This is a genomic window from Nocardiopsis listeri (assembly GCF_020741345.1).
Taxonomy (GTDB): Bacteria; Actinomycetota; Actinomycetes; order Streptosporangiales; family Streptosporangiaceae; genus Nocardiopsis; species Nocardiopsis listeri_A.
The window spans coordinates 1-21,791 of the sequence record NZ_DYZD01000388.1 but is presented as its reverse complement, the minus strand read 5'-3'; the positions used below and the strand labels follow the sequence as shown (position 1 = coordinate 21,791).

Annotated in this window: 23 protein-coding genes; 8 read left to right on the top strand and 15 right to left on the bottom strand. The window is 67.9% G+C overall.

All coding sequences use genetic code 11. The annotated features are described in order from the left end of the window. The 15 genes from K8V84_RS20945 to K8V84_RS20875 form a co-directional block, all read right to left on the bottom strand. Positions 1-707, bottom strand: a 707-nt coding sequence (locus tag K8V84_RS20945; RefSeq protein ID WP_304077643.1) for an arsenic resistance protein, incomplete at its 3' end; no start/stop codon positions are given. Continuing rightward, positions 707-991 (bottom strand): helix-turn-helix transcriptional regulator, encoded by a 285-nt coding sequence (locus K8V84_RS20940; protein ID WP_304077651.1) that lies wholly within the window; start codon positions 989-991, stop codon positions 707-709. The genes K8V84_RS20940 and K8V84_RS20945, both read right to left, overlap by 1 nt. Positions 992-1,302: 311 nt before the next feature. Continuing rightward, positions 1,303-2,046 (bottom strand): urease accessory protein UreG, encoded by a 744-nt coding sequence (ureG, locus tag K8V84_RS20935; RefSeq protein WP_304077640.1) that lies wholly within the window; start codon positions 2,044-2,046, stop codon positions 1,303-1,305. 78 nt (positions 2,047-2,124) lie between these two features. Further along, complete coding sequence (locus K8V84_RS20930) at positions 2,125-2,928, bottom strand: urease accessory protein UreD (RefSeq protein WP_304077638.1); 804 nt, start codon at positions 2,926-2,928, stop codon at positions 2,125-2,127. A gap of 52 nt (positions 2,929-2,980) precedes the next feature. Beyond that, a complete protein-coding gene (locus tag K8V84_RS20925) occupies positions 2,981-3,691 on the bottom strand; it encodes an urease accessory protein UreF (protein ID WP_304077635.1) in 711 nt (236 codons plus the stop codon). A 40-nt stretch (positions 3,692-3,731) separates the two neighbouring features. Continuing rightward, positions 3,732-5,441: an urease subunit alpha gene (locus K8V84_RS20920; protein WP_304077634.1), complete on the bottom strand. Its 1,710-nt coding sequence runs from the start codon at positions 5,439-5,441 to the stop codon at positions 3,732-3,734. Then, positions 5,434-5,745 carry an urease subunit beta gene (locus K8V84_RS25895; RefSeq protein WP_369696649.1) on the bottom strand — a complete coding sequence of 104 codons (312 nt, stop codon included), beginning with the start codon at positions 5,743-5,745 and terminating at the stop codon, positions 5,434-5,436. Before K8V84_RS25895 ends, K8V84_RS20920 begins: the two co-directional genes overlap by 8 nt. A 212-nt stretch (positions 5,746-5,957) precedes the next feature. Beyond that, complete coding sequence (locus K8V84_RS20910; RefSeq protein ID WP_304077648.1) at positions 5,958-6,260, bottom strand: urease subunit gamma; 303 nt, start codon at positions 6,258-6,260, stop codon at positions 5,958-5,960. 580 nt (positions 6,261-6,840) lie between these two features. Further along, positions 6,841-7,563 carry an ABC transporter ATP-binding protein gene (locus K8V84_RS20905; RefSeq protein WP_304077646.1) on the bottom strand — a complete coding sequence of 241 codons (723 nt, stop codon included), beginning with the start codon at positions 7,561-7,563 and terminating at the stop codon, positions 6,841-6,843. Positions 7,564-7,677: 114 nt separating this feature from the next. Next, positions 7,678-8,622 (bottom strand): ABC transporter substrate-binding protein, encoded by a 945-nt coding sequence (locus K8V84_RS20900; RefSeq protein WP_304077629.1) that lies wholly within the window; start codon positions 8,620-8,622, stop codon positions 7,678-7,680. Between the two features lie 117 nt (positions 8,623-8,739). Further along, complete coding sequence (locus K8V84_RS20895; protein WP_304077627.1) at positions 8,740-9,807, bottom strand: iron ABC transporter permease; 1,068 nt, start codon at positions 9,805-9,807, stop codon at positions 8,740-8,742. A 1,078-nt stretch (positions 9,808-10,885) separates the two neighbouring features. Next, positions 10,886-11,863: an MBL fold metallo-hydrolase gene (locus K8V84_RS20890; protein ID WP_304077624.1), complete on the bottom strand. Its 978-nt coding sequence runs from the start codon at positions 11,861-11,863 to the stop codon at positions 10,886-10,888. Next, on the bottom strand, positions 11,844-13,136 hold the full coding sequence (locus K8V84_RS20885; protein WP_304077621.1) for an MFS transporter: 1,293 nt from the start codon (positions 13,134-13,136) through the stop codon (positions 11,844-11,846). The genes K8V84_RS20890 and K8V84_RS20885 overlap by 20 nt, the downstream gene beginning before the upstream one ends. 2 nt (positions 13,137-13,138) lie before the next feature. Beyond that, complete coding sequence (locus tag K8V84_RS20880; RefSeq protein ID WP_304077618.1) at positions 13,139-14,014, bottom strand: alpha/beta hydrolase; 876 nt, start codon at positions 14,012-14,014, stop codon at positions 13,139-13,141. Positions 14,015-14,239: 225 nt separating this feature from the next. Further along, positions 14,240-15,178 carry a LysR substrate-binding domain-containing protein gene (locus tag K8V84_RS20875; protein WP_304077615.1) on the bottom strand — a complete coding sequence of 313 codons (939 nt, stop codon included), beginning with the start codon at positions 15,176-15,178 and terminating at the stop codon, positions 14,240-14,242. Between the two features lie 84 nt (positions 15,179-15,262). Between K8V84_RS20875 and K8V84_RS20870 the strand changes: the two genes are divergently transcribed. The 8 genes from K8V84_RS20870 to K8V84_RS20835 all read left to right on the top strand — a co-directional run. Then, complete coding sequence (locus tag K8V84_RS20870; RefSeq protein WP_304077612.1) at positions 15,263-16,726, top strand: 2-hydroxymuconic semialdehyde dehydrogenase; 1,464 nt, start codon at positions 15,263-15,265, stop codon at positions 16,724-16,726. Then, the gene (locus K8V84_RS20865; protein WP_304077609.1) at positions 16,723-17,517 is read left to right on the top strand and encodes a 2-keto-4-pentenoate hydratase; all 795 of its coding nucleotides are present in this window, start codon (positions 16,723-16,725) and stop codon (positions 17,515-17,517) included. Before K8V84_RS20870 ends, K8V84_RS20865 begins: the two co-directional genes overlap by 4 nt. After that, the gene (locus tag K8V84_RS20860; protein ID WP_304077607.1) at positions 17,514-18,443 is read left to right on the top strand and encodes an acetaldehyde dehydrogenase (acetylating); all 930 of its coding nucleotides are present in this window, start codon (positions 17,514-17,516) and stop codon (positions 18,441-18,443) included. Before K8V84_RS20865 ends, K8V84_RS20860 begins: the two co-directional genes overlap by 4 nt. Further along, the gene (gene dmpG, locus K8V84_RS20855) at positions 18,440-19,459 is read left to right on the top strand and encodes a 4-hydroxy-2-oxovalerate aldolase (protein WP_304077605.1); all 1,020 of its coding nucleotides are present in this window, start codon (positions 18,440-18,442) and stop codon (positions 19,457-19,459) included. Before K8V84_RS20860 ends, dmpG begins: the two co-directional genes overlap by 4 nt. After that, complete coding sequence (locus tag K8V84_RS20850; RefSeq protein ID WP_304077602.1) at positions 19,456-20,253, top strand: 2-keto-4-pentenoate hydratase; 798 nt, start codon at positions 19,456-19,458, stop codon at positions 20,251-20,253. The genes dmpG and K8V84_RS20850 overlap by 4 nt, the downstream gene beginning before the upstream one ends. Then, positions 20,246-20,698 (top strand): RidA family protein, encoded by a 453-nt coding sequence (locus tag K8V84_RS20845; RefSeq protein WP_304077599.1) that lies wholly within the window; start codon positions 20,246-20,248, stop codon positions 20,696-20,698. Before K8V84_RS20850 ends, K8V84_RS20845 begins: the two co-directional genes overlap by 8 nt. Beyond that, positions 20,695-21,219, top strand: coding sequence for a 3-hydroxyanthranilate 3,4-dioxygenase (locus K8V84_RS20840; RefSeq protein WP_304077596.1), 525 nt, complete (start codon positions 20,695-20,697; stop codon positions 21,217-21,219). The genes K8V84_RS20845 and K8V84_RS20840 overlap by 4 nt, the downstream gene beginning before the upstream one ends. Before the next feature lie 4 nt (positions 21,220-21,223). Beyond that, the coding region (locus tag K8V84_RS20835; RefSeq protein WP_304077594.1) for an amidohydrolase family protein at positions 21,224-21,791 on the top strand (568 nt) is incomplete at its 3' end.

Sequence of the window (21,791 nt, the reverse complement as noted above, 5' to 3'; positions counted from 1 at the left end):
CCGATCCGGGGCAGGAAAGCCGACTCGTAGCGTTCGCGGCCCATCCTCTGCTCCCCGAACCGGCGGGTGAGGAACCCGGCGGCCAGCGGAATGCCGAGGAAGATCACCACGTTCAGCGCGATCAGCCAGGGGGACACGTCCAGCCCGCCGGTGTCCAGACCCAGCCGGCCCGGCAACAGGTCCAGGTAGAACCAGCCCAGCGCACCGAACAACAGGACCTGGAAGACGGAGTTGAGCGCCACCAGCACGGCGGCGGCCTCACGGTGCCCGCACGCCAGGTCGTTCCAGATGACGACCATCGCGATGCAGCGGGCCAGACCGACGATGATCAATCCGGTGCGGTACTCGGGCAGGTCGGCCAGGAAGATCCAGGCCAGCGCGAACATCACCGCCGGACCGACCACCCAGTTGATCACCAGGGAGGAGACGAGCAGGCGCCGGTCGCCGGTGACGGTGTCCAGGCGGTCGTAGCGGACCTTGGCCAGCACCGGGTACATCATGACCAGCAGCCCCAGGGCGATGGGCAGGGAGATCCCGCCGACCTCCAGCGCGGCCAGGAGTTCGTTCAGACCGGGGACCAGACGACCCAGCCCCAGGCCGACGGCCATGGCGAGCAGAATCCACACGGCCAGGAACCGGTCCAGGGTGGACAGCTTCGCCACCGCGGAGGCGCTGATCTCACGCGTGGTGCCCTCTGAACGCCCCATCAACAGGCCCGCTTGTTCTGCGCGGCGTCAGTGGATCGGGCCGTGGCCGCCAGATCGGAGAGCCCTTCGGAGAGGGATTCCAGGGCCTCTGGGCGCAACCGGTAGTAGGTGAACCGGCCGCACGGCTCGGTCTCCACCATCCCGGCCTCGCGCAGCAGGCGCAGGTGGTTGGACAGGTTCGTCTGGCGCGCGCCGGTCTCCTCCATCAGGTGGGTGGTGCACAGGGTCTCGTGGGCGAGCAGGGACACGATCCGCATCCTGAGTGGATCGGCCAGCACCTTCATTAGATCAGTGTCTACTGACGTCAGCATGCGCTGATGTTATCTCATCATCAGTTCCTGATGCGTTGCCCCTCGCCCCTTCCTTCCGAGGCCCGACTCATGACCGCACCCGCCCGGTGGCACGCCACCGAGGACGTTTCCGATCACGGCGTCCGCGGCCACGCCCACCATCGTCGACTTCGAGTAGAGGAACACCCGCCCCACCGACCGTCGCCACCGCAGGCGCAAGGGCCGCTTCCAGGCCACCACCCGCCCCACACCGACACGGCACGGAAGCAGGTGGCGATCTCCCCGGAGGCACCGGCACCCATGGACTACGTGTGGCTATGGAAGTAGCCGCCCTCCTCGTCGGCGTGAAAGTGAGGAGCCATGGGGCCGGGGTCGGTGGGCACGTGGGACCCGGCGAGATGCCGGCGGTGCAGAGCGCGCACCCACTCGCCCAGCCGCTCGACGGTGTCCTCGTGCTTCCTCGAAAGCGCCAACACCGGGGCGCCCTCCCTGGCACGTGTGGCGTCCTCGACCATCTGCGCGACGTCGACGTCGACGTGGTCGGCCAGGTCGATCTTGTTGATGATCAGCAGATCCGCACGTCCGATCCCCGGCCCTCCCTTGCGGGCCACGTCGCCACCGCCGGCCACGTCGAGGACGAAGAACTGCGCGTCCACGAGCGAGGGGGAGAACGTCGCGGTGAGGTTGTCGCCGCCGGACTCGACCAGGACGATGTCCAGTGGAGCGAAGTCCTGCTCCATGTCCTCCACTGCGAGCAGGTTCATGGTGACGTCGTCACGAATGGCGGTGTGCGGGCAGGCTCCGGTTTCCACGGCGCGGATCCGCTCATCAGGCAGCACCCCCTCGGCCTTGAGGAAACGGGCGTCCTCGTCGGTGTAGATGTCGTTGGTGATGACCCCGATGCGCATCTCCTCGGACAGCGTCCGGCACAGCGTGGCGATCACCGAGCTCTTCCCGGTGCCGACCGGCCCGGCCACCCCCAGACGCAGCGATCGGGACCTCGATGCCTGAACGTTGTGCTTGTCATCGGTGGTGTTCTCGATACCCATGGTTCTCCTGTCCGTGGTCGATGCCGGCGTTCGGCCCGGCCGGCTTGGGAAAGACCCGCTCTCGCGCGAGTGCTCCCATCAGCTCGGAGCCCAGGGTGGCCCCAGCGATTTCAGGGCGGCCGCGGTGGAGCGGCCGACGGCGAGGTTGTCCTCTCCCACCGAGCTGATCTGGACGGCGTCGGGGGCGATCCCCATGATCACCGTGGAGTCGTCGACGATCTCAGAACGCGCCCCCGGCGCCGCAGAGCCAGCGCCGATGGCGCTGCCCGGGTCCACCACCAGGGTGCTGCCCACACATTTGGCGGAACCGGCCACTGCGGGGGCGTCCCAGCCGATGTGCCGCCCACCGAGGCGCAACTCCTGGTCGTAGAGGACGCCGCCTTCGCGGGTGACGCGCACCCGTTGGGCGACAGTGCCCGGCCGTTCACCGTGTCGTCCCATGATGAGCTCCTCGCGCAGAAGAACACGTGCGCTCTCGGCCAGTCGCACGCGCACCTCCTGGCGGTGATCGCAGCCCTGGGCGGCGATCACCGGTTCGGGAAGCCAGATGAAGCCGGCCCCTTCGCCGACCTGGACGTCGATCGACATCAGCGACCGGTCCCCGGTGGTGCCCGGCAGGGCCAGGGTCGCGGAGATCTCGTTGAGCACCAGCGAGGCACCGTCGCCGATGACGACCTCCAGGTGCAGCCGGTCACCGCCCAAGGGGCCCGCCGTGCCCGCGGACAGCGAGACACGGGCGACGCCGGCCTGGTGATGGGCCCATGGCTCGAAGCCCTTGGCGTGTGTGGGCCGCAACACCAGCTGGCCCTCTGAGCGCATCCGGCTCAGTCGATTGGCGCCTCGAGCATCGAGCTCACAGGTCAGTGCCGCCGAGGCGGACATCCATGACGGTGACGTCCTCGCCCTCCGCACGCCTTGCCGAGAAACCGGCGTGTCAGGACGCAAAGAGTCTCGCCTCCCGGGTCTCGTGGACTTCGGCCAGGTGGTCCGACAACGGGGCGCCGAAGGAGGGCAGGTCCCGTGGTTCGTCCCAGGCCCGATCGGCGGCGTCCTGCGCGATCTCGTCGAGGACGCCGCGCAGGTCGGCGATGACCCGATAGGCGTCGAACGGGTCGGCGCTCATCAACTTCACCACCGCCGAGGCCGGGCCGGACACGGCCTCGTGGAGTACGCCCCGGGCGGCGTCGACCGGTGCGAGGTCCAACATCGCCGCCCCGGCGCCGAAGGCCACCGGGTGGTTGGTTCTCTGCGGCATCCGCTGCTGCAGCGGGTGCGGGTTCACGGCCCTCAGGGCGCGCAGCAACTGGCGGCCCAGGGCGTGGGAGACCTTCCGCAGCGCCGGTGAGGGGGTCCGGGCGTCCAGCTCCGCGTCGAGCAACACCAGCCGATTCAGGGCCTGACGCTGGTCATCGGGGTCGGCCTCGGGCTCCGCGCTCCGGCTCAGGGTTGCACAGGCGGCTGCGGCGAAGGCGGCGTTCATCGCCCCGGTCGTCCTCACCCGCCCGGTGAGGAAGTGTCCGAGATCCGCGGTGTCACGGACCCTACCGGTGCGGATCGCCGATTCGAGTCCACCGGAATGGGCGTACCCACCGGCGGGCAGACGCCCGTCGATGAGCAGCAGCAACCCCGCACCACCATGTGCCATCCCGCACGGCCCCCGTCATCTCGTTACGGCCGATATCGACTCAGAACAGGAAATAGCGCTGGCTCATCGGAACCTCGGAGGCCGGCTGATGCTCGATGAGCTCTCCGTCGACGGTCACCCCGTAGGTGTCCGGGTTCACCGAGATCTCCGGCAGTGCGGCGTTCTCCGGCATGTCCGCCTTCGTGCGGCCACGGACGGACTCCACGGCGACCATCTCACGAGTGACGTCGAGCCGCTCCGGCAAACCCGCGTCCAGGGCGGCCTGGGACACGAACGCCACGGACGTCGACGCCGCGGCACGGGTGTGATCGTTGAAACCAGGACGCGGCATGACCGGTTGCGGGGTGGGGATGGAGCCGTTGGGATCGCCCAACGCGGCCGAGGCGGCCATGCCGCCCTTGATGACCGTATGCGGACGTACGCCGAACATCGCCGGTTGCCACAGCACCACATCGGCCATCTTGCCGATCTCGACGGACCCGATGTGCGGCTCCAGGCCGTGGGCCACCGCCGGACAGATCGTGTACTTGGCGACGTAGCGGCGGGCCCGGTGGTTGTCCGCGCGGTCGTCCCCGGGCAGGGACCCGCGCAGCTCCTTCATGCGGTGGGCGGTTTGCCAGGTGCGGGAGATGACCTCTCCGATGCGACCCATCGCGTTGGCGTCGGAGGAGACGATCGACAGCGCGCCGATGTCCTGCAGGACGTCCTCGGCCGCGATGGTGCCGGCACGCACGCGGGACTCCGCGAAGGCCAGGTCGTTGGGCACCTGCGGGTTCAGGTGATGGGCCACCATGACCATGTCCAGGTGCTCGTCGACCGTGTTGACCGTGAAGGGACGTGTGGGGTTGGTCGAGGCCGGCAGCACGTTGGAGTAGCCCGCGATCCGGATGATGTCCGGAGCGTGGCCGCCGCCGGCGCCCTCGGTGTGGTAGGAGTGAAAGGTTCGGCCATCGACCGCGCGCATCAGGTCCTCGACGAATCCGGCCTCGTTGAGGGTGTCGGAGTGGACGGCGACCTGTACCCCGGAGTCGTCCGCGGCGCGCAGAGCGGCGTCGATGACCGCCGGGGTGGCGCCCCAGTCCTCATGGACCTTCAGCCCGCCCGCGCCGGCACGGATCTGCTCCCGGAGCGCCTCTTGGGAGACGGTGTTTCCGCGGCCGAGCATCAGGTAGTTCAGCGGCCAGGGGTCCATCGCCTCGAACATGCGGTGCAGCCACCACTCGCCCGGCGTCGCCAAGGTCGCCTTGGAGCCTTCGAAGGGTCCGGTACCACCACCGACCACCGTGGTGGTACCGGTCTGGAGCGCCATGCGGAACATGTCGGGGCCCACGAAATGTACGTGCGTGTCGATGGCGCCGGCGGTCATGATCATGCCGTTGCCGGACATGATCTCGGTGGAGGGACCGATCACCAGGTCGGGGTCGACGCCGTCCATGGTGTCCGGGTTGCCGGCCTTGCCGATCCCGCAGATCCGGCCGCCTCGAACGCCGACATCGGCCTTGACCACACCCCAGTGGTCCAGGATCACCGCACCGGTGACGACCAGGTCCGGGGTGCCCTCGGCGCGTGTGACGGTGGACTGCCCCATCGATTCGCGAATCGATTTCCCGCCGCCGAAGACGACCTCGTCTCCGCCTGCGCAACGGTCCTGCTCGATCTCGATCAGCAGGTTGGTGTCGGCCAGGCGTATACGATCGCCGGTGGTCGGACCGTAGGACGACACGTACTCGGCACGTGAGATCTCAGCCATCCAGCTCTCCTCCGCACAGACCTCGCAGGCCCGGAACGATTCGTCGTCCCCTGATCGCGACCAGCTCCACCTCGACGACGGCTCCCGGCTCGAAACGCACCGCACCGCCGGAGAGCACGTTCAGTCTGCGCCCCCAGGCGGCGTCACGGTCGAAGTCGAGGGCGGCGTTGACTTCGGCGAAGTGGTAGTGGCTTCCGACTTGGATCGGGCGGTCGGCAGTGTTCAGGACCCGGACCGCGGTGACCTCCAGACCCTGGTTGATGATCACCGGGTCATCGCGGAGCAGCAACTCGCCCGGGATGATGCCGGGTCCACCCGCATCGGCCCGGGTGTCCTCGCGCAACGGAGACTGGCGCATGCCCGTACCCGGGCGGCGTGGCTCCGAGGGGCCCGAAGATCCCGAGGAATGGGCACGGTCGGCGTCCGAGTCGAAGCTGCCACGCTCTGGCGCACCCTCCTGGGGGTAGTCACGGCCCGGTGCGTCGGAGGGGTGCTTGCGCCTTTGGTGTTCGTCGCTCATGGGATCGGTCCCGTCACGGTCACGAGCTTCGTACCATCGGGGAAAGTGGCCTCGACCTGCACCTGGGCCAGCATCTCCGGCACCCCGTCCATCACGTCTTCACGGGTCAGCACGGTGCGTCCGTATTCCATCAGGTCGGCCACCGAGCGGCCGTCGCGGGCGCCCTCGTACAGCGCCGAGGAGATGACGGCCGTGGCCTCGGGAAGATTCAGCCGCAGCCCTCTCCCCCGTCGTTCCCACGCCAATTTTCCGGCGGTGTAGATCATGAGCCTTTCCTGCTCATGGAGGGCAAGAAGCACGACTTCCTCCTCGTCGAGGCGCGGCACGAAACCGATTCGGGGCGCTCAGGACCCCTCCCGAATCGAACTCCGAGACCTCAGAGACGAACCGGCCGCATCGGCCATTGTTCGGAGTTCTTCTTCGATTTTTCGACCGTAGGGCACTTACCCGATCACCCATCGCAGACACGCCCACCGCACGCCAAAATCACCCTCACACAAACCACTCCGAATAGGCGAATTCCGACTTCTGAGCATGGTTCGACCTTCACCCGAACCACCCCGACCCGAAATAGGGAAAAGGACGTTCATCGCGCATACGAAAATGTGCCCCACATGCCTCTTCCTGGCCACATCATACTGAAACCGCGCACAAAACCCGGTGGCTCTGCAGCGGTCGATGAGCGAGGTCGTTCTCGCGCGGCGAACGACCACACCTGGACCAGCCGGTCGAAACGCCCGAGGAGAAAGGGTGGAAACCGTCGGCGGGCACAGCCCGGTCAGTGACGTCGAAGAATTCTCCAGGCACCGGCGCTGATGGCCGTCGTGTTCTGCGACCCGAGCGGATCGCCACGCGGAGATCCCCCGCAACGGGTAGGGGTCATGCTTCGTCCACCAACCCCGGGGAGCGGTGGAAGAGCAGCTGGGGCACCTCGTCATGCGCCGTTGCCTGTTCCGTCGCCACCCCGTAGACCTGCTCGATCATCTCCGACCGCAGAACCTGAGCAACGTCGCCGATCGCGCACACCCGGCCTCGGTCCAACAGCATCAGACGGTCGCAGTACCGGGCCGCGAGGTTGAGATCGTGCAGGACGACCACCGCGGTCATCTCCAAACCCCGGACCAGGTCCAGGACCTGGTGCTGGTACCCGATGTCGAGGTGGTTGGTGGGCTCGTCCAGCAACAGGCAGTCGGCCTCCTGCACCAGGGCACGGGCGATCAGGACCCGCTGCCTCTCCCCACCGGAGAGCTCGGATATGTCACGGTGCGCCAGGTCCAGGGCCCCGACCTTGTCCAACGCGGCGGCGGCGAGCTCATCGTCTCGGGGGCTGTGGCGGGAGAACATCCCCTGATGCGGCGTACGGCCGAGGATCACCATGTCGGCGGCGGAGAGCATCAGCTCGCTCTGCGGTTCCTGCACCACCACGGCGATGCGCTGCGCGATCTGTCGGGAACTCAACCGCGCCAGCGGCCGACCATCGAAGGTGACGGTCCCCTCTAGCGGGCGCAGGGCACCGAAAAGGATCCGCAACAGCGTGGTCTTGCCACTGCCGTTCGGCCCGATCAACCCGAGGATCTCACCGCGGCGCACCTGAAGGTCCACTCCGGCCAAGACGGGCGTCCTGCCATAGGAATACCCGATTCCGCTCGCCGAGAGCACAGGGCGGGAACCGCTCTGTGCCGCGACGGGGTGGGAGAACATCCGTGTCATCGCGGTTCAGCCCTCCGTACCGAAGTATTCGGCGATGCGCTCGAGCCCGTCGACGACCAAAGGCGAGGCCGGCTCGGTGAAGTTGAACAGCTGATAGTGGACATCGCCCTTCGCGACCGCCGAAACGACCTCAAGGCCGGAGCGCTGTGAGAGCGCGTCCTTCGCGTCCTGTTCCTCGCCCTGGTAGAGGACGATGAGGACGTCCGGATCGCGGTCGATGAGTTCCTCGGTCTGGACCTCGAAGACACGTTCATCGACGTCGGCGAAGACGTTCTCCAGGCCCGCGGCCGCCAACTGTGGGTGGGCCATCGATGCGGTGCCATAGGTGTACAGCGGCCCTCCGCCGACAGAGGGGTAGAGCACCGCGGCACTGCGGTCCTCATCCCGGGTCTGTTCCTCGACCGCGGCGACGCGGTCGGACAGCTCGGTGTTGAGCGCCTCGGCCTCCTGGGCGCGGTCGAAGATCCTTCCGTAACGGTCGATCTCGGCGTAGAGGTCGTCGAAAAACGCCTCCCCTCCGCTTTCCTCGCAGTAGAGCTCCTGGGTCAGGACCACACCACCGGCGTCCGCCAGTCCCTCACGAGTGATCCCGTCCGGCAGCCCCAGAACCAGGTCCGGGCTTTGGGCGACGACCACCTCCTCGGAGATCATCAGGTGACCGGAGGCGTCCATGTCCTCGGAGAACGCTTCGACGTCCTGGACCTTCCGCGCCAGTTCGCCGTCGTAGTACTCCAACGGAAAGTGCCCGGCGCGGGACCGCACGTGGTCGAAGACTCCGAGGCCGTCGAGGATCGTCACCGGCGCGGACTCCAGCAGGGTGACGCGCTCCGGCGGGGCCTCGAAGGTGATCTCGTGGCCGCAGTTCTCCAGGGTGAGCGGGTAGCCCTCCGGCGATCCGGCCCCACTTTCGCGCTCGACCGTCGCGACGTCTCCGCAGGCGGTCATCACCATGGCGGCGACGACAAAGAGACACCTCAGGCGGGTCCCGGCGGTAACGGCGGTTCTGAACCTCATGGTCTGCCTCTCTCAGCGGGAGCTTCCTCGGACGCCAGAAGATGGAAGCGGCTTCTAGGTGTTCTTGGCGTACATCCGTCGGATCAAGAGCAACAGGAATGGGGCGCCGACCAGTGCGGTGATGATTCCGATCGGTAGTTCGCGCGGCTGCATGAGCACTCGGGACAGGGCATCGGCCCAGATCAACAACCCGCTGCCCAACAGCGCCGTGACCGGCAACATTCTGGCGTGGACGGTGCCCACCAGGCGGCGGGCCAGGTGGGGCAGGACCAGCCCGACGAAACCGATGACTCCGGCCCCGGCGACTGCGGCTCCGGTGCAGAGCGAGACCACTGTCAGCAGTTTGAGTCGGGTCGCGGCGGGGTCGACGCCCAGGGCGCGGGCCGTCTCGTCACCGACCGCCAGCGCGTCCAGGGGGCGTGAGAGCAACATCAGCACCACCGCTGCCCCTGCCACGACACCGACGATGGCGACCAGCAACGCGTCCCATCGCGCCGGCGAGAGTGACCCGAGCAGCCAGAACATGACGGTGCGGGACCCCTCGGCGTCGTCGGAGGAGAAGACCAGGAAGCTCGTGACCGCGGAGAGCGCATAGCCAACGGCGATACCGCCCAGGAGCAGACGGATGGAGGTCGCCTGACCGCCGGCGTGCCCCAGCCAAAAGACCAGGAGCGAGGCGCACATGGCGCCCAGGAAGGCACTGACCGGCAGTGAATACTGCCCCATGCGCGCACCGAAACCGAAGAGGATCGCCGCGGCGGCACCCGTGGACGCACCCGAGGAGATCCCGAGGACGTAGGGGTCGGCCAACACGTTGCGGATCATGCCCTGCAACACCGCACCGCTCATCGCCAGCGCGGCCCCCACCGCAAGGCCCATGACCACTCGGGGTAGCCGAATGTTGATGACGATGAAGGCTTGCGCCCGGGTCGCTCCGGAATCATCGATCAGCCCGATCCTCTCGGCCGCCACCGCCGCCGTCGTCTGGGGCGGCACCGAAACCGGACCGACACCGACGCACAACACTGCGCTGATCCCGACCAGGAGGAGGAGCCCGACGGTCCAAAGCCGGGCACGTCGTCGTACCGCGGTAGTGAGTTGTTCAGGTGCTTGAGTCGACACTCGCTACATTGTTGCATATACGCGCGGATTTCAGCAGATCTTGAACCCTTCCTTTTACGGTTGACGGAAAGGCTGTTTCTTGACACTTCAGAATCATTCTGGCACTTGAAATCGCAACAAATACCCCGGAATCCCCACGAGCGGAGACGAATCCGTCATGGTTCAGGGCCCACTGCCGACCACAGCCGAAGGACCGACCTTCTCCGAGACAGAGATGGCCGTCGGCATCCCTGCGCATCCGACCGAGGAAACCGCCCGCACCCTGCACCAGGGCCGCCCCAAGGACTTCTGTCCTCGACGACGAACACGTGGCGCCGACGCACCACTCGGCCGACGGTCCTGGGCCGGCCGGGAGCACTTCGACCTCTTCGACGCACACGTGTTCACCGGCGAGTGCGTGCGCACATTTCTGTCAGAATTCGACCGAGGGTTCCGTTCCGACACGCGATCAGACATTCCGCAGAGCGACTCCAATCGCGTCCGGTGAATACCCTCAACCGGCCCTTCGGCGCGCCTGGAGTCTCCCGCGTACAAGCGCCCAGGCACAGGGGCCTCCCCTGCCGGTCGCACCGCGAACCCACGAGAAGACCGCTTCCTCCCCTTCACCCTGGGCATCCGCCGGATCGAGAACAGCGACACCACACCGTCGTGAAGAACCCTGAACGAAACCCTTTGACCTGGGCGGATACCTGTTGACACAGATCGCTGCAACGTCGGAACCGGCTCGACACGGCAGGGGTGACGAGTTCGAGTCCGGTACTGCCTGCTCCACGACATGACGCCCCTGTTCGGGGCCTTGGGCCGGCCCACCGGATCGTTCCGTCGTTCCTCCCGAAGGCACCGCCGGCCCCCAACGAGACGCCGCCTCCCGGGTCGTGGTCGATCCACCCCGAGGTCGGAAATCACGACCAGCAGGTGTTCGACCTCCTGACCCGGCGGGGCCGGAGGGGCGTCACGGGCACTACGAGGGCCCCGGGGGGGGCGGTGTACACAGCGCGATCCACCCCAGAACCTGCAGGCACCCACTTGAGTCCGGCACCTGATGTGGAGTATGTCCTCCCACCAGGGTGCCGGACCATCACGCCTCAGAGCGTGACCGGGGCGACCGGGACCGTGGAGGGGGCCCGGTGCGCAGGAGATCGAGTGCGGGCTCGAACTCGAAACCCTCTCCCACCGAAGACACCCGCCCCACCGACGGAGCGGCGAAGTGCGACGGCAGCACACTCGTCCCCGTCTCGGCCGCACGGCCGAGCAGATCCCTTCGGGTGATCGCGGCCCTGTGCGGATCCACGCAGTAACGGGTGCTCACCCTGGGATCGCTCAGCTGGAGCGGATGGTGCACGGTGTCTCCGGTGATGAGGAGCCGGGCGTTCGAGCCGCTCACCTGCACGCACACGTTGCCCGGTGTGTGACCGACGGCGGGCACCAACCGGACGTGCCGGTCGACGACCTCGTCCATGGCGCAGACCCGCAACAGGCCGGCCTCGGCGAGGGGTTCGACGCTGTCGCTCATGTAGTCCCCGGTCCGCGCCGTCGCGGCCCGACCCGAGTCACCCCGCCAGTAGTCCAACTCCGGCCCGGTGACGTGGTGCCGCGCGCTCGGGAACATCGGTCGCCACCGACCGCCGACCCACCTGGTCGACCAACCGACGTGATCGACGTGCAGGTGGGTCAGGACCACGTCGGACACCTGTTCAGGGGTGACCCCGGTCTCCTCCAGGCGCTCCAGCCAGAGTTCCTCCCGCATGTGGAACTCGGGTCGGCTCCGGTGCTTGGCCGCGCCGACGCATCCGTCCACGAGGACCGTTCCCACGGGGGAGAGGATCAGGAACGACTGGATCGTGTACACGAGCCGCCGCCGGTCGGGGTCGTACCAGGGCGGTTCGAGGTACCAGGCTGATCCGGGGGCGGCGGTGTCGACGACCCCCGGGAAGAACTCCTCCGGTTCGATCAACAGCCGGGGGATCTCCACAAGCGGCACGACCGCTACGTCCCCGAGGTCGATCCACCATCGCTCGTGCGGGGTGGGGTCCGGTTCACCGGCCGGTGTGCACATCGTTGTTCTCCCGGGATGGTGCGTGCGTACCGGGGGCGGCGGCGAGAGGGCCGCCCGACTGCCGGCGCAACGCGAGGACGAAGGCGCAGGCCGTGGCGATGACGACCGGAACGGCCGCGAACAGGATGATCTGTTCGGCGGCGAAGGCGAGGGAGATCAGGATGCCGGCCACACCCGGGCCCACGATCGAACCCATGCGTCCCAACGCGGCGGACCAGCCCACACCGGTGGTCTGGGTACCACGGGGATAGATCGTGACCGCCATGGTGAGCTGTCCGATCTGTCCGGAGGTGGTGCCCGCTCCCGCACCGAGCAGCAGCACGAAGATCAGCGCGTAGGTCGGCTCGGTCAGCCCCATGACGAGCATCGACGTGATCCCGATGAAGGGCATCACCACCAGGGACCAGGCGATACCGATCCGGGCGGTGAGCAGGATGAGGACGAGACCGCCGAGCACGCCGCCGAAGCTCACGAACGCCAGGCCCATCGGTGCCTCCGAGGCGGAGAAGCCGTAGTCGATGAGCAGTGTGGGAACCCAGTTCGTCAGGGTGTAGGCGGACAGGAAGATCAGGAACGAGAAGTTCCAGAGGAACGTGGTGTTGATCCGGATTCCCCGGTCGAACAGGCGGATCACCTTCGCGTCCTGCTTAGCGTTCTCCTTGCCCCCCGCCATCTCGGGTTCGCCGAACATCCGCGCGATGGGGTAGACGAGCAGCAGGGGCGCGACACCGCCGACCCAGAACATACCGCCGCTGCCCAGCCACTCGATCAGCAGGCCGCCGAACACGCCGCCGGTCGCCATGCCGGAGGCCAGGCCCAGGGTGACCGCCACCGAGATGCGCTGGCGGTACTTCTCGGGCACGTGGTCGGTGGTCAACGACACCGCCACCGGAAGGACGATCCCCAGAGCGATGCCCGTGGCGAGCCGGACGACGGCGAGCAGGGACATCGATTCGAAGAGGAGCACGGTCGCGGTGAGCAGCGTGAGGACCCCCGAGCCCACCACACCGAGCAGCAGGAGACGCTTGCGTCCGATCAACGCTCCCAGCGTTCCGCACAGGAGGTATCCCAAGACCACGCCGATGTTGGTCGTGACCAGCGGGGAGGTGAACTCGGCCGGGGACAGCCCCCACTCCTCGGCGAGCGTGGGAACGGAGGCGGCCATGGTCGCCGTGTCGAAGCCGTCGATCAGTACCGCGCAGAAGGCGACCAGCACCAGACCCCACCGCACTCGCGTGGCGCCGTCCTGAGGAACGTTCGTGGTCTGTGCCATGGTCAGCGTTCTCCGTTCGCGAAGATCGCGGACCGCGCCGCGGTGAACAGGTCGGAGGAGGTGTCGGCGAAGGCGGCGGCCGTCGCCACGTGGTCGGTGTGGGGCATGGTGACGGTCACGGGCGAAGCGCCCTTGTCGGTGAGCGCGGCCACGAGGAGGCGTCCCTGGTCGGCGAAGAAGTGTTCGTCCTGCGCCTTCTTGTTCGGCTCCGGTTCACCGAAGGAGACGACGACGTGCGCCGGCGCCTTGGTGACGCGCAGAGCCGGGCTGTACCGTGCGGCCTCGGGCCCTTCCAACATACGTACGCGCAGGTCGGTGGGGGGACTCATACAGACGGCCCCCGTCATGGCCCCGTTCTCCGGTAGCGGGGTCTGGTCCCAGTCGGTCATGGTGAGCATGGCGGCGAGATGACCTCCCGCGGAGTGGCCCGCGACGGTGATACGGGTCGGGTCACCACCGAATCGGGCCGCGTTGGCGGCCGCCCAGGTCACGGCCCGCATCGCGTCGTCGATGGAGTCACCGATCGTGTACTCCGGTTCCAGTCGGTAGCCGCAGGAGATGAACACCGCGCCCGCCTCCACCCAGGGTTCGGCGAAGTGGTCGTAGTGGTCGGGGTGGCCCTCGCGCCACCGACCGCCGTGGAAGTACACGATGACCGGAGCCGCCGTGGCGTTCTCGGGGTGGTAGACGTTGGCGAGCTGGAACGGGTGCTCGCCGTACTTGAGCGCGACATCGTGGGAGAGGCGCCGTCGAACGTCGTCGCGTCGCCGCAGGGCGTCGTCGTAGAAGCCGGCCCAGTCGGGGTGGTAGTCGTCCGGATTGCGGTAGGTGAAGAAGCCGGTGTGATCCGCCGGGCGCACCTGATCGGGTTCTGGCACAGTCGTCTCCTTTAGGGGCGGGCACACGGGGATCGAGGCTCAACCGCGGTGTGAGTGATGGGCGTCACCTTGCCGCGTGTCCGTGTCGAATATGGTCATCCGCAATGCGATAGCTGTCTAATGCCAGTTTTCGCGTTACGCATACCGGAAAGGGCATACCCTGCCTCGATGGCACCGCGAAGGGAGCCTCTTGCGAGGGCCCGCGAACAGCGCCCTCACCAGGCTTCACAGCGAGTTGAGCTCCGGAGGCAGTGAGCCGGCCGCGGCGCGTAGGTGTGCGAGGAGTGCCTCGGTCCCGGGTGTGGTGGGGCGGTCCGCCGGGCGGGTGACCCCGACGGAGCGTCCGATCGACCGCAGTGGCGTGTCGATCAGGGCGAGTTGTTCGTCCTGACGGGTGATCAGCAGCGGAAGAGCGGCGATGGCGTCCGTGATGACCAGCAGTCGGCGCAGCGGCAGGATCGAGGTGCACTCCACCCGGTTCTCGGGGATGGGCACCCCCTCGGCGAGGAACGTCTCCTCCAGTTCCTGTCGGAGCGCGGTCTGGGCGACCGGGAAGATCCAGGGGTAGTGGGCCAACTGTCGAAGGTCGGGCCGACGAAGCGAGTGCACCGGGTGCCCCCGCCGGGCCACCAGCCGCACCGGTTCGATGTGCAACCGTTCCTGGGCCAGGTGAGGGCGGGTCTGGGGTTCCAGTCGGCCAACGGTCAGATCCAGCTCCCCGGCGAGCAACGCCGACTGTAGAACGTCCGGGGTGGCCTCGCGGACGACGACGGTCAGTTTGGGATGCTCCTGTTTCAGCGCGGCGATGGCCTGGGGAAGAAGCACGTTCGCCCCGGCCAGGTGGGTACCCACGCGCACCGTCCCCAGGTCCGCGCGCGAAAGCATCTCGATCTGTTCACCCGCGCTGGTGATCTGGGCCAGGACGGCGCGGGCGTGCCCGGTGAAGCTCTCCCCGTAGACGGTGGGGGTGACGCCTCGCGGTCCTCGTTCGAACAGCTGCACGCCGAGGATGCCCTCCACCTCGTGCAGGGCACGTGTGACCACGGGCTGGGTGACGTGCAGGGCCTTGGCCGCGCCGATGACGCTGCCCTGTTCTTCGATCGCGATCACGAGTCGGAGGTGGCGTAGTTTCAACCGGCCGTCGAGGAGGCGTGAGTGGTCCATGGACGGCAACTATGCCCTACCGGACATGCCTTGTGAAGATATTGGCATTAGACGGGTATCGCTCGGGTTTCTAAGCTCGGCTGCATGACGCCAGTACCGGAGATTTTGAACTTCGTCGGGGGCGCACGGTTGGAGGGACGGAGCTCGTTCACCAACGTGAGCCCCATCGACGGCACGTCCATCGCCACCGTGCACGAGGCGGGGCCCGAGGTCGTGGACACCGCGGTCTCCGTGGCGCGCGGCGCCCTGGAGGGCCCCTGGGGTCGCACCACCGTCACGGAACGGGCCCGTCTGTTGCGCCGCGTGGCCGACCGCATCGAAGAACGATTCGAGGAGTTCGTCGCGGCGGAGTCCGCCGACACCGGAAAGCCGCTCTCCCTGGTGCGCAGCCTGGACGTGACGCGCGCCGTCGCCAACTTCCGGTCCTTCGCCGACACCGTGAGCGCGAGCGGCCTCGACTCCTTCCTCACCGAGATGGCGGACGGCCGCCGGGCGCTCAACTACGCGGTACCCAAGCCGCTGGGCGTCGTCGCCGTGATCGTTCCGTGGAACCTTCCCCTGCTCCTGCTCACCTGGAAGGTCGCCCCGGCGCTGGCGTGCGGCAACACGCTGGTCGTCAAGCCTTCGGAGGAGACCCCGACCACGGCCACGCTGCTGGCCGAGGTCATCGCCGAGGCCGGCGTCCCCAACGGTGTCTACAACGTGGTGCACGGCCACGGACCCGACTCCGCGGGTGAACACCTCACCACGCACCCGGGGATCGACGGGGTCACCTTCACCGGCGAGTCCTCGACCGGATCGACGATCATGCGGGCGGTCGCACCGCGTGTACGCCCCGTCTCCTTCGAGCTCGGTGGGAAGAACGCGGCGGTCGTGTTCGCCGACGCCAACATCACCGACACGGTGGAGGGGCTGGCGAACTCCGTCTTCACCAACACCGGCCAGGTGTGTCTGTGCACCGAACGGGTCTACGTCGAACGCTCGATCTTCGACGAGGTCGCGGCCGGGCTCGTCGAGCAGGGCCGACGGCTGCGCATGGGGCGTCCCGACGACGCCGAGACCACGATGGGCCCCCTGATCTCCACCGGGCATCGCGACAAGGTGCTCTCCTACTACGCGCTGGCGGAGAAGGAGGGGGCCGAGGTCCTGCTCGGCGGAGGGATCCCGGACGTGGGCGAGGACCTCGCCGGGGGCGCCTGGATCGAACCGACCCTGTGGTCCGGATTGGAACACGGTGGCCGGGCGGTCACCGAGGAGGTGTTCGGTCCGGTCGCGGCCCTGATCCCGTTCGACACCGAGGAGGAGGCCGTGCGTTTGGCCAACGACAGCGACTACGGCCTGGCCGCCGCGGTGTGGACACAGAACCTGGAGCGGGCCCATCGGGTCGCCCAGCGGATGCGGGTCGGGATGGCGTGGGTCAACACCTGGTTCCTTCGGGACCTGCGCTCACCGTTCGGCGGCACGGGCCTGTCCGGTGTCGGCCGCGAAGGCGGCTCCCACTCCCTGCGTTTCTACACCGAACCGACGAATGTGTGCGTGCGACTGTGAAACAGATCATCGAACAGGCGGCACAGCGGCTGCTCACCGCCGCGGCCACCGCGACACCGTGCGCCCCCGTCAGGGACCTCCTCGGAGAACACGACCAAGAACTCGCCTACGAGGTCCAGGAGAGCATCACCCGTTCACGCCTGGCCGCGGGCGCACGCGTGGTCGGACGCAAGATCGGTCTCACCTCCCGGGCGGTCCAGGAGCAACTGGGCGTCCCCAGCCCCGACTTCGGGACCCTTCTGGACGACATGGTCCACGCCGACCGGGAGCCCCTGCCCCTGGAGCGGTTCCTCCAGCCCAGGATCGAAGGCGAGGTCGCCTTCGTTCTGGGCCGGGACATCACCTCGGCCACACCGACCGTCGCCGACATCATCGGCGCCACGGACTACCTGTTGCCGGCGATCGAGGTGGTGGACTCCCGGATCGCCGGATGGGACATCCGCATCACCGACACCATCGCCGACAACGCCTCCAGTGGCGCCCTCGTACTGGGGACCCGACCGGTACGTCCGACCCAGGTCGACCTGCCGACCGTGGGCATGGTGCTCGAACACCGCGGGAACGTGGTCTCCGCCGGCGCCGGTGTCGCCTGTGCGGGCAGCCCGGTCGCCGCCGTCACCTGGCTCGCCAAGGTGCTGGCCCGACGGGAAACCCCTCTGCGGGCCGGCGACATCGTGCTCTCCGGCGCCCTGGGCCCGGTCGTGCCCGTACAGGAGCCGGGGACCTACCGGCTGCGCGTTTCCGGACTGGGCGAAGTCTCCTCGGTGTTCGTTTCCGGAGGTGTCTCATGACCAAGGCCGTCGCCATCATCGGTTCCGGCAACATCGCCACGGATCTGATGCTGAAGATCAAACGGCTCTCCGGTGAGCTGTACGTCGCCGCCATGGCGGGGATCGACCCGGATTCGGACGGACTCGCACGTGCCCGCAGGATGGGCGTGGCCACGACCCACAAGGGCGTCGAAGGTCTCGCCGATCTCCCCGGGTTCGCCGACGTCACCGTGGTCTTCGACGCGACCTCCGCCGGCGCCCACAGGGCCAACTACGAGGTCGTCCGCGCGCACGGCGCCGCCATCGTGGACATGACACCGGCGGCGATCGGTCCCTACGTCGTTCCGGCCGTGAACATCGACGCCCACACCGACGCCGACAACGTGAACATGGTGACCTGCGGTGGACAGGCCACGGTGCCGATCGTCTCGGCGATCTCCGAGGTGACCGCGGTGGACTACGGGGAGATCGTCGCCTCGATCGCCTCCCGCTCCGCCGGACCGGGGACCCGGGCCAACATCGACGAATTCACCGAGACCACCTCCCGTGCCATCGAGCAGGTGGGCGGCGCGGCGCACGGCAAGGCGGTCATCGTCCTCAACCCGGCCGACCCGCCGGTGGTCATGCGCAACACCGTCTTCTGCCTGGTGCGCGAGGCCGACGAGGAGGCGATCCGGGCGTCGGTGGAACGGCGTGTGGAAGAGGTCCGCGCCTACGTTCCCGGCTACCGGCTCAAACAGGACGTCCAGTTCGATCCGGTCCGGCACGACCACGTACCGGCTCTGGGAGGGCCGTTCACCGGCACCCGGGTCTCGGTCTTCCTCGAAGTCAACGGCGCCGGGCACTACCTGCCCGAGTTCGCCGGAAACCTGGACATCATGACCTCGGCCGCGCTGCGCACGGGCGAACTCATGGCGGCACGGCGGTCGGAAGGGTCCCACGCATGAACCAGCTCTACATCCAGGACGTGACCCTGCGCGACGGGATGCACGCGATCGGACACCAGTACTCCCCGGACCAGGTACGCACCATCGCCGGTGCCCTGGACCGCGCGGGGGTCGACGCCATCGAGGTCAGTCACGGCGACGGCCTCGGTGGCTCCTCGGTGGTCTACGGTCACGGGGCCGCCACCGACGAGGCGTGGATCGCCGCCGCCGCGGAGGTCGTGGAGAACGCCAAGCTCACCACCCTGCTGCTGCCGGGTATCGGCCGCATCGAGGACCTGCGCCGCGCCCACGCCCTGGGGGTGCGCAGTGTCCGCGTGGCCACGCACTGCACCGAGGCCGACGTCGCCGCACAGCACATCTCCTGGGCCCGCGAGAACGGCATGGACGTCGCCGGGTTCTTGATGATGAGCCACCTGAACACACCGGGCGAGCTCGCCGCCCAGGCCGCGCTGATGGAGTCCTACGGCGCCCACTGCGTCTACGTGACCGACTCCGGAGGGCGTCTGACCATGGACGACATGGGTGAACGGGTGCGGGCCTACCGTGACGTTCTCGCACCGCAGACCCAGATCGGTGTGCACGCGCACGAGAATCTGTCACTCGCGGTCGCCAACAGCGTCACCGCGGTGGAGAACGGTGCGTATCGGATCGACGCCTCCCTCGCCGGGCAGGGAGCGGGAGCCGGCAACTGCCCGATCGAAGCGTTCGTCGCGGTCGCGAACCTGATGGGGTGGTCCCACAACGCGGACCTGTTCGCCCTGCAGGACGCCGCCGAAGAGCTGGTCCGACCTTTGCAACGCCGGCCGGTCCGCGTGGACCGCGAAACCCTGACGCTGGGTTACGCCGGTGTCTACTCCAGCTTCCTGCTGCACGCGGAACGTGCGGCCCAACGCTACGACCTCGATGTGCGAAGCATCCTGATCGAGCTCGGACGACGCCGAATGGTCGGCGGCCAGGAAGACATGATCATCGATGTCGCGCTCGACCTCGTCAGAGCGCGTGAGGAGGCGGCATGACCACGACACCGGTCGAGCAGGTCGCGGCCCGGCTGGACGACGCGGTCCGGTCGGCGACGGCGATCCCCCAGCCCAGCGCCGGGGAGGACTCGCTCACCCTCCCCCTGGCCTATGAGGTACAACGTGCGGGACTGGCCCTGAGGTCCGGCCGCGGGGACACCACCATCGGTGTCAAACTCGGCTTCACCAGCAAGGCCAAGGCCGCCCAGATGGGTGTCTCCGACGTCATCATCGGTGCGATCACCTCGTCCATGGAGGTGGTCGACGGCGGCGAGATCGACCTCTCCGCACTGATCCATCCACGGATCGAACCCGAGGTCGCCTTCCTGCTGGGTGAGGACGTGGACCCGCACGACCCACGGAGCGTTGCCCGCACCGCGGTCTCGCACGTGGCCCCCGCACTGGAGATCATCGACAGCCGGTACCGGGACTTCGCCTTCAGCCTGGAGGACGTGGTCGCCGACAACACCTCGGCGGCCGGGTTCGTGACCGGGCCGTGGACCTCCTTCGCCGAGGGCCGCGTCGACCTCGACAACCGTGGAGTGATCCTGGAACAGGACGGCGAGCCCGTCATGACGGGTTCGACCTCCGCGATCCTCGGTCATCCCGAGCACGCCCTGTCCGCGGCCAAGCGCATGGCCCGACTGTACGGACACGGCCTCCCCGCGGGCACGATCCTGCTGGCCGGAGCGGCGACCCCGGCGGTTCCGCTCGTTCCCGGCAGCCGGGTGGAGGCCACCGTCTCCGGACTGGGTCGGGTCGGTGTCACGGCCACAGGAGCGTCCCATGGGTAACGCTCGACTGGTCGAGGGCGGCGCCACCCCGCGTGGAGCGTTCCCACACGTGAAGGTGGTCGGTGAGTTCGCCTTCGTGTCGGGGACCAGCAGCAGACGGCCCGACAACACCTTCGCCGGCGCCGAAGCCGACGAAATGGGTGTCACCGCCCTGGACATCAGGGTCCAGACCCGCGCGGTCCTCGACAACATCGACCGCATCCTGCACGCGGTCGGTGGGAGCCTCGACGATCTGGTTCAGGTGACCACCTACCTCGTCAACATGAACGACTTCGGCGGCTACAACGAGGTCTACTCCGAGTACTTCGACCACACCGGTCCGACCCGTACCACCGTCGCGGTGCACCAACTTCCCCACCCACACCTACTGATCGAAATCCAAGCGGTCGCCCACCTGCCGGCGGGCCACCGCGCTCCGATCACCGATGAGGAGAGAACCCCATGACGACAGTGCCTCCCGTCTTCGACTTCGACACCTGGATCCAGGAACACGAGCACCTGCTCCGGCCTCCGGTGAACAACCGGCAGATGTGGGAGCCAATGGGCGACTTCATCGTGCAGATCATCGGTGGGCCGAACCAGCGCACCGACTTCCACATCGACCCCTACGAGGAGTGGTTCTACCAGTACCGGGGCGCCATGCACGTCAACCTGATGACCGACGACGGGATCCAGCGCGTCGACATCCCCGAGGGCGGCATGTGGATGTTGCCTCGGGACATCCCGCACTCACCGCAGCGCCCCGAGCCCGGTTCGATCGGGATCGTGATCGAGCGGATCCGCGAGGAGGGAACGACCGAGCGATTCGTCTGGTACTGCCAACAGTGCCAGACCCAGGTCCACTCGGTGGAACTCCAGGTCCGTGACATCGTCACCGACCTTCCACCGGTCTTCGAACTCTTCTACAACGACGAGGAGGCCCGCACCTGCGATGCCTGCGGCGCCCTCCACCCCGGCAAGGGGTAGCGCGTTGGACACGATCGACATCCACACCCACTACGTGCCCAAGGGCTGGCCTGATCTCGGAGGGGGAGCCCCCTGGCTGAGGGTGGACTCCGAGCGCGAGGCGATGATCATGGTCGGCTCGCAGGAGTTCCGTGCGATCCGGTCCGACTGCTGGGACGCCGAGGTGCGCGTGGCGGACATGGACGAGGACGGGGTCGCGGCACAGGTCGTGTCCCCGACCCCCGTCTTCTTCTCCTACGAGGTCGACGGGAACAAGGCGGAGAAGATCTCACGCGTGTTCAACGACCTCGCCCTGGAGATCTGCGAACCCCAGCGCGACCGGATGATCCCGTTCTGCCAGGTGCCTCTGCAGGACACCGACGCGGCATGTCGCGAACTGGAACGCAGCCTCGCCGCAGGGCACGTCGGGGTGGAGATCGGCAACCACGTCGGGGACCGCGACCTCGACGACGAGGGGATCGTCACGTTCCTCCAACACGCCGCCTCACTGGACGTACCGGTCTTCGTCCATCCCTGGGACATGCCCGCCTCACCTCGGCTGGACCGGTGGATGGCCCGGTGGCTCACCGGCA

What these genes read in the sequence shown, in the direction of transcription:
- K8V84_RS20925 (WP_304077635.1), bottom strand. Translation starts at nt 3,691, where the DNA reads ATGGCACATGGTGGTGCGGGGTTGCTGCTGCTCATCGACGGGCGTCTG.
- ureG (WP_304077640.1), bottom strand. Translation starts at nt 2,046, where the DNA reads ATGGGTATCGAGAACACCACCGATGACAAGCACAACGTTCAGGCATCG.
- K8V84_RS20885 (WP_304077621.1), bottom strand. Translation starts at nt 13,136, where the DNA reads ATGGCACAGACCACGAACGTTCCTCAGGACGGCGCCACGCGAGTGCGG.
- K8V84_RS20900 (WP_304077629.1), bottom strand. Translation starts at nt 8,622, where the DNA reads ATGGTGATGACCGCCTGCGGAGACGTCGCGACGGTCGAGCGCGAAAGT.
- K8V84_RS20890 (WP_304077624.1), bottom strand. Translation starts at nt 11,863, where the DNA reads ATGTGCACACCGGCCGGTGAACCGGACCCCACCCCGCACGAGCGATGG.
- K8V84_RS20850 (WP_304077602.1), top strand. Translation starts at nt 19,456, where the DNA reads ATGACCACGACACCGGTCGAGCAGGTCGCGGCCCGGCTGGACGACGCG.
- K8V84_RS20845 (WP_304077599.1), top strand. Translation starts at nt 20,246, where the DNA reads ATGGGTAACGCTCGACTGGTCGAGGGCGGCGCCACCCCGCGTGGAGCG.
- K8V84_RS20860 (WP_304077607.1), top strand. Translation starts at nt 17,514, where the DNA reads ATGACCAAGGCCGTCGCCATCATCGGTTCCGGCAACATCGCCACGGAT.
- K8V84_RS20875 (WP_304077615.1), bottom strand. Translation starts at nt 15,178, where the DNA reads ATGGACCACTCACGCCTCCTCGACGGCCGGTTGAAACTACGCCACCTC.
- K8V84_RS20840 (WP_304077596.1), top strand. Translation starts at nt 20,695, where the DNA reads ATGACGACAGTGCCTCCCGTCTTCGACTTCGACACCTGGATCCAGGAA.
- dmpG (WP_304077605.1), top strand. Translation starts at nt 18,440, where the DNA reads ATGAACCAGCTCTACATCCAGGACGTGACCCTGCGCGACGGGATGCAC.
- K8V84_RS20870 (WP_304077612.1), top strand. Translation starts at nt 15,263, where the DNA reads ATGACGCCAGTACCGGAGATTTTGAACTTCGTCGGGGGCGCACGGTTG.
- K8V84_RS20930 (WP_304077638.1), bottom strand. Translation starts at nt 2,928, where the DNA reads ATGTCCGCCTCGGCGGCACTGACCTGTGAGCTCGATGCTCGAGGCGCC.
- K8V84_RS20940 (WP_304077651.1), bottom strand. Translation starts at nt 991, where the DNA reads ATGAAGGTGCTGGCCGATCCACTCAGGATGCGGATCGTGTCCCTGCTC.
- K8V84_RS20920 (WP_304077634.1), bottom strand. Translation starts at nt 5,441, where the DNA reads ATGGCTGAGATCTCACGTGCCGAGTACGTGTCGTCCTACGGTCCGACC.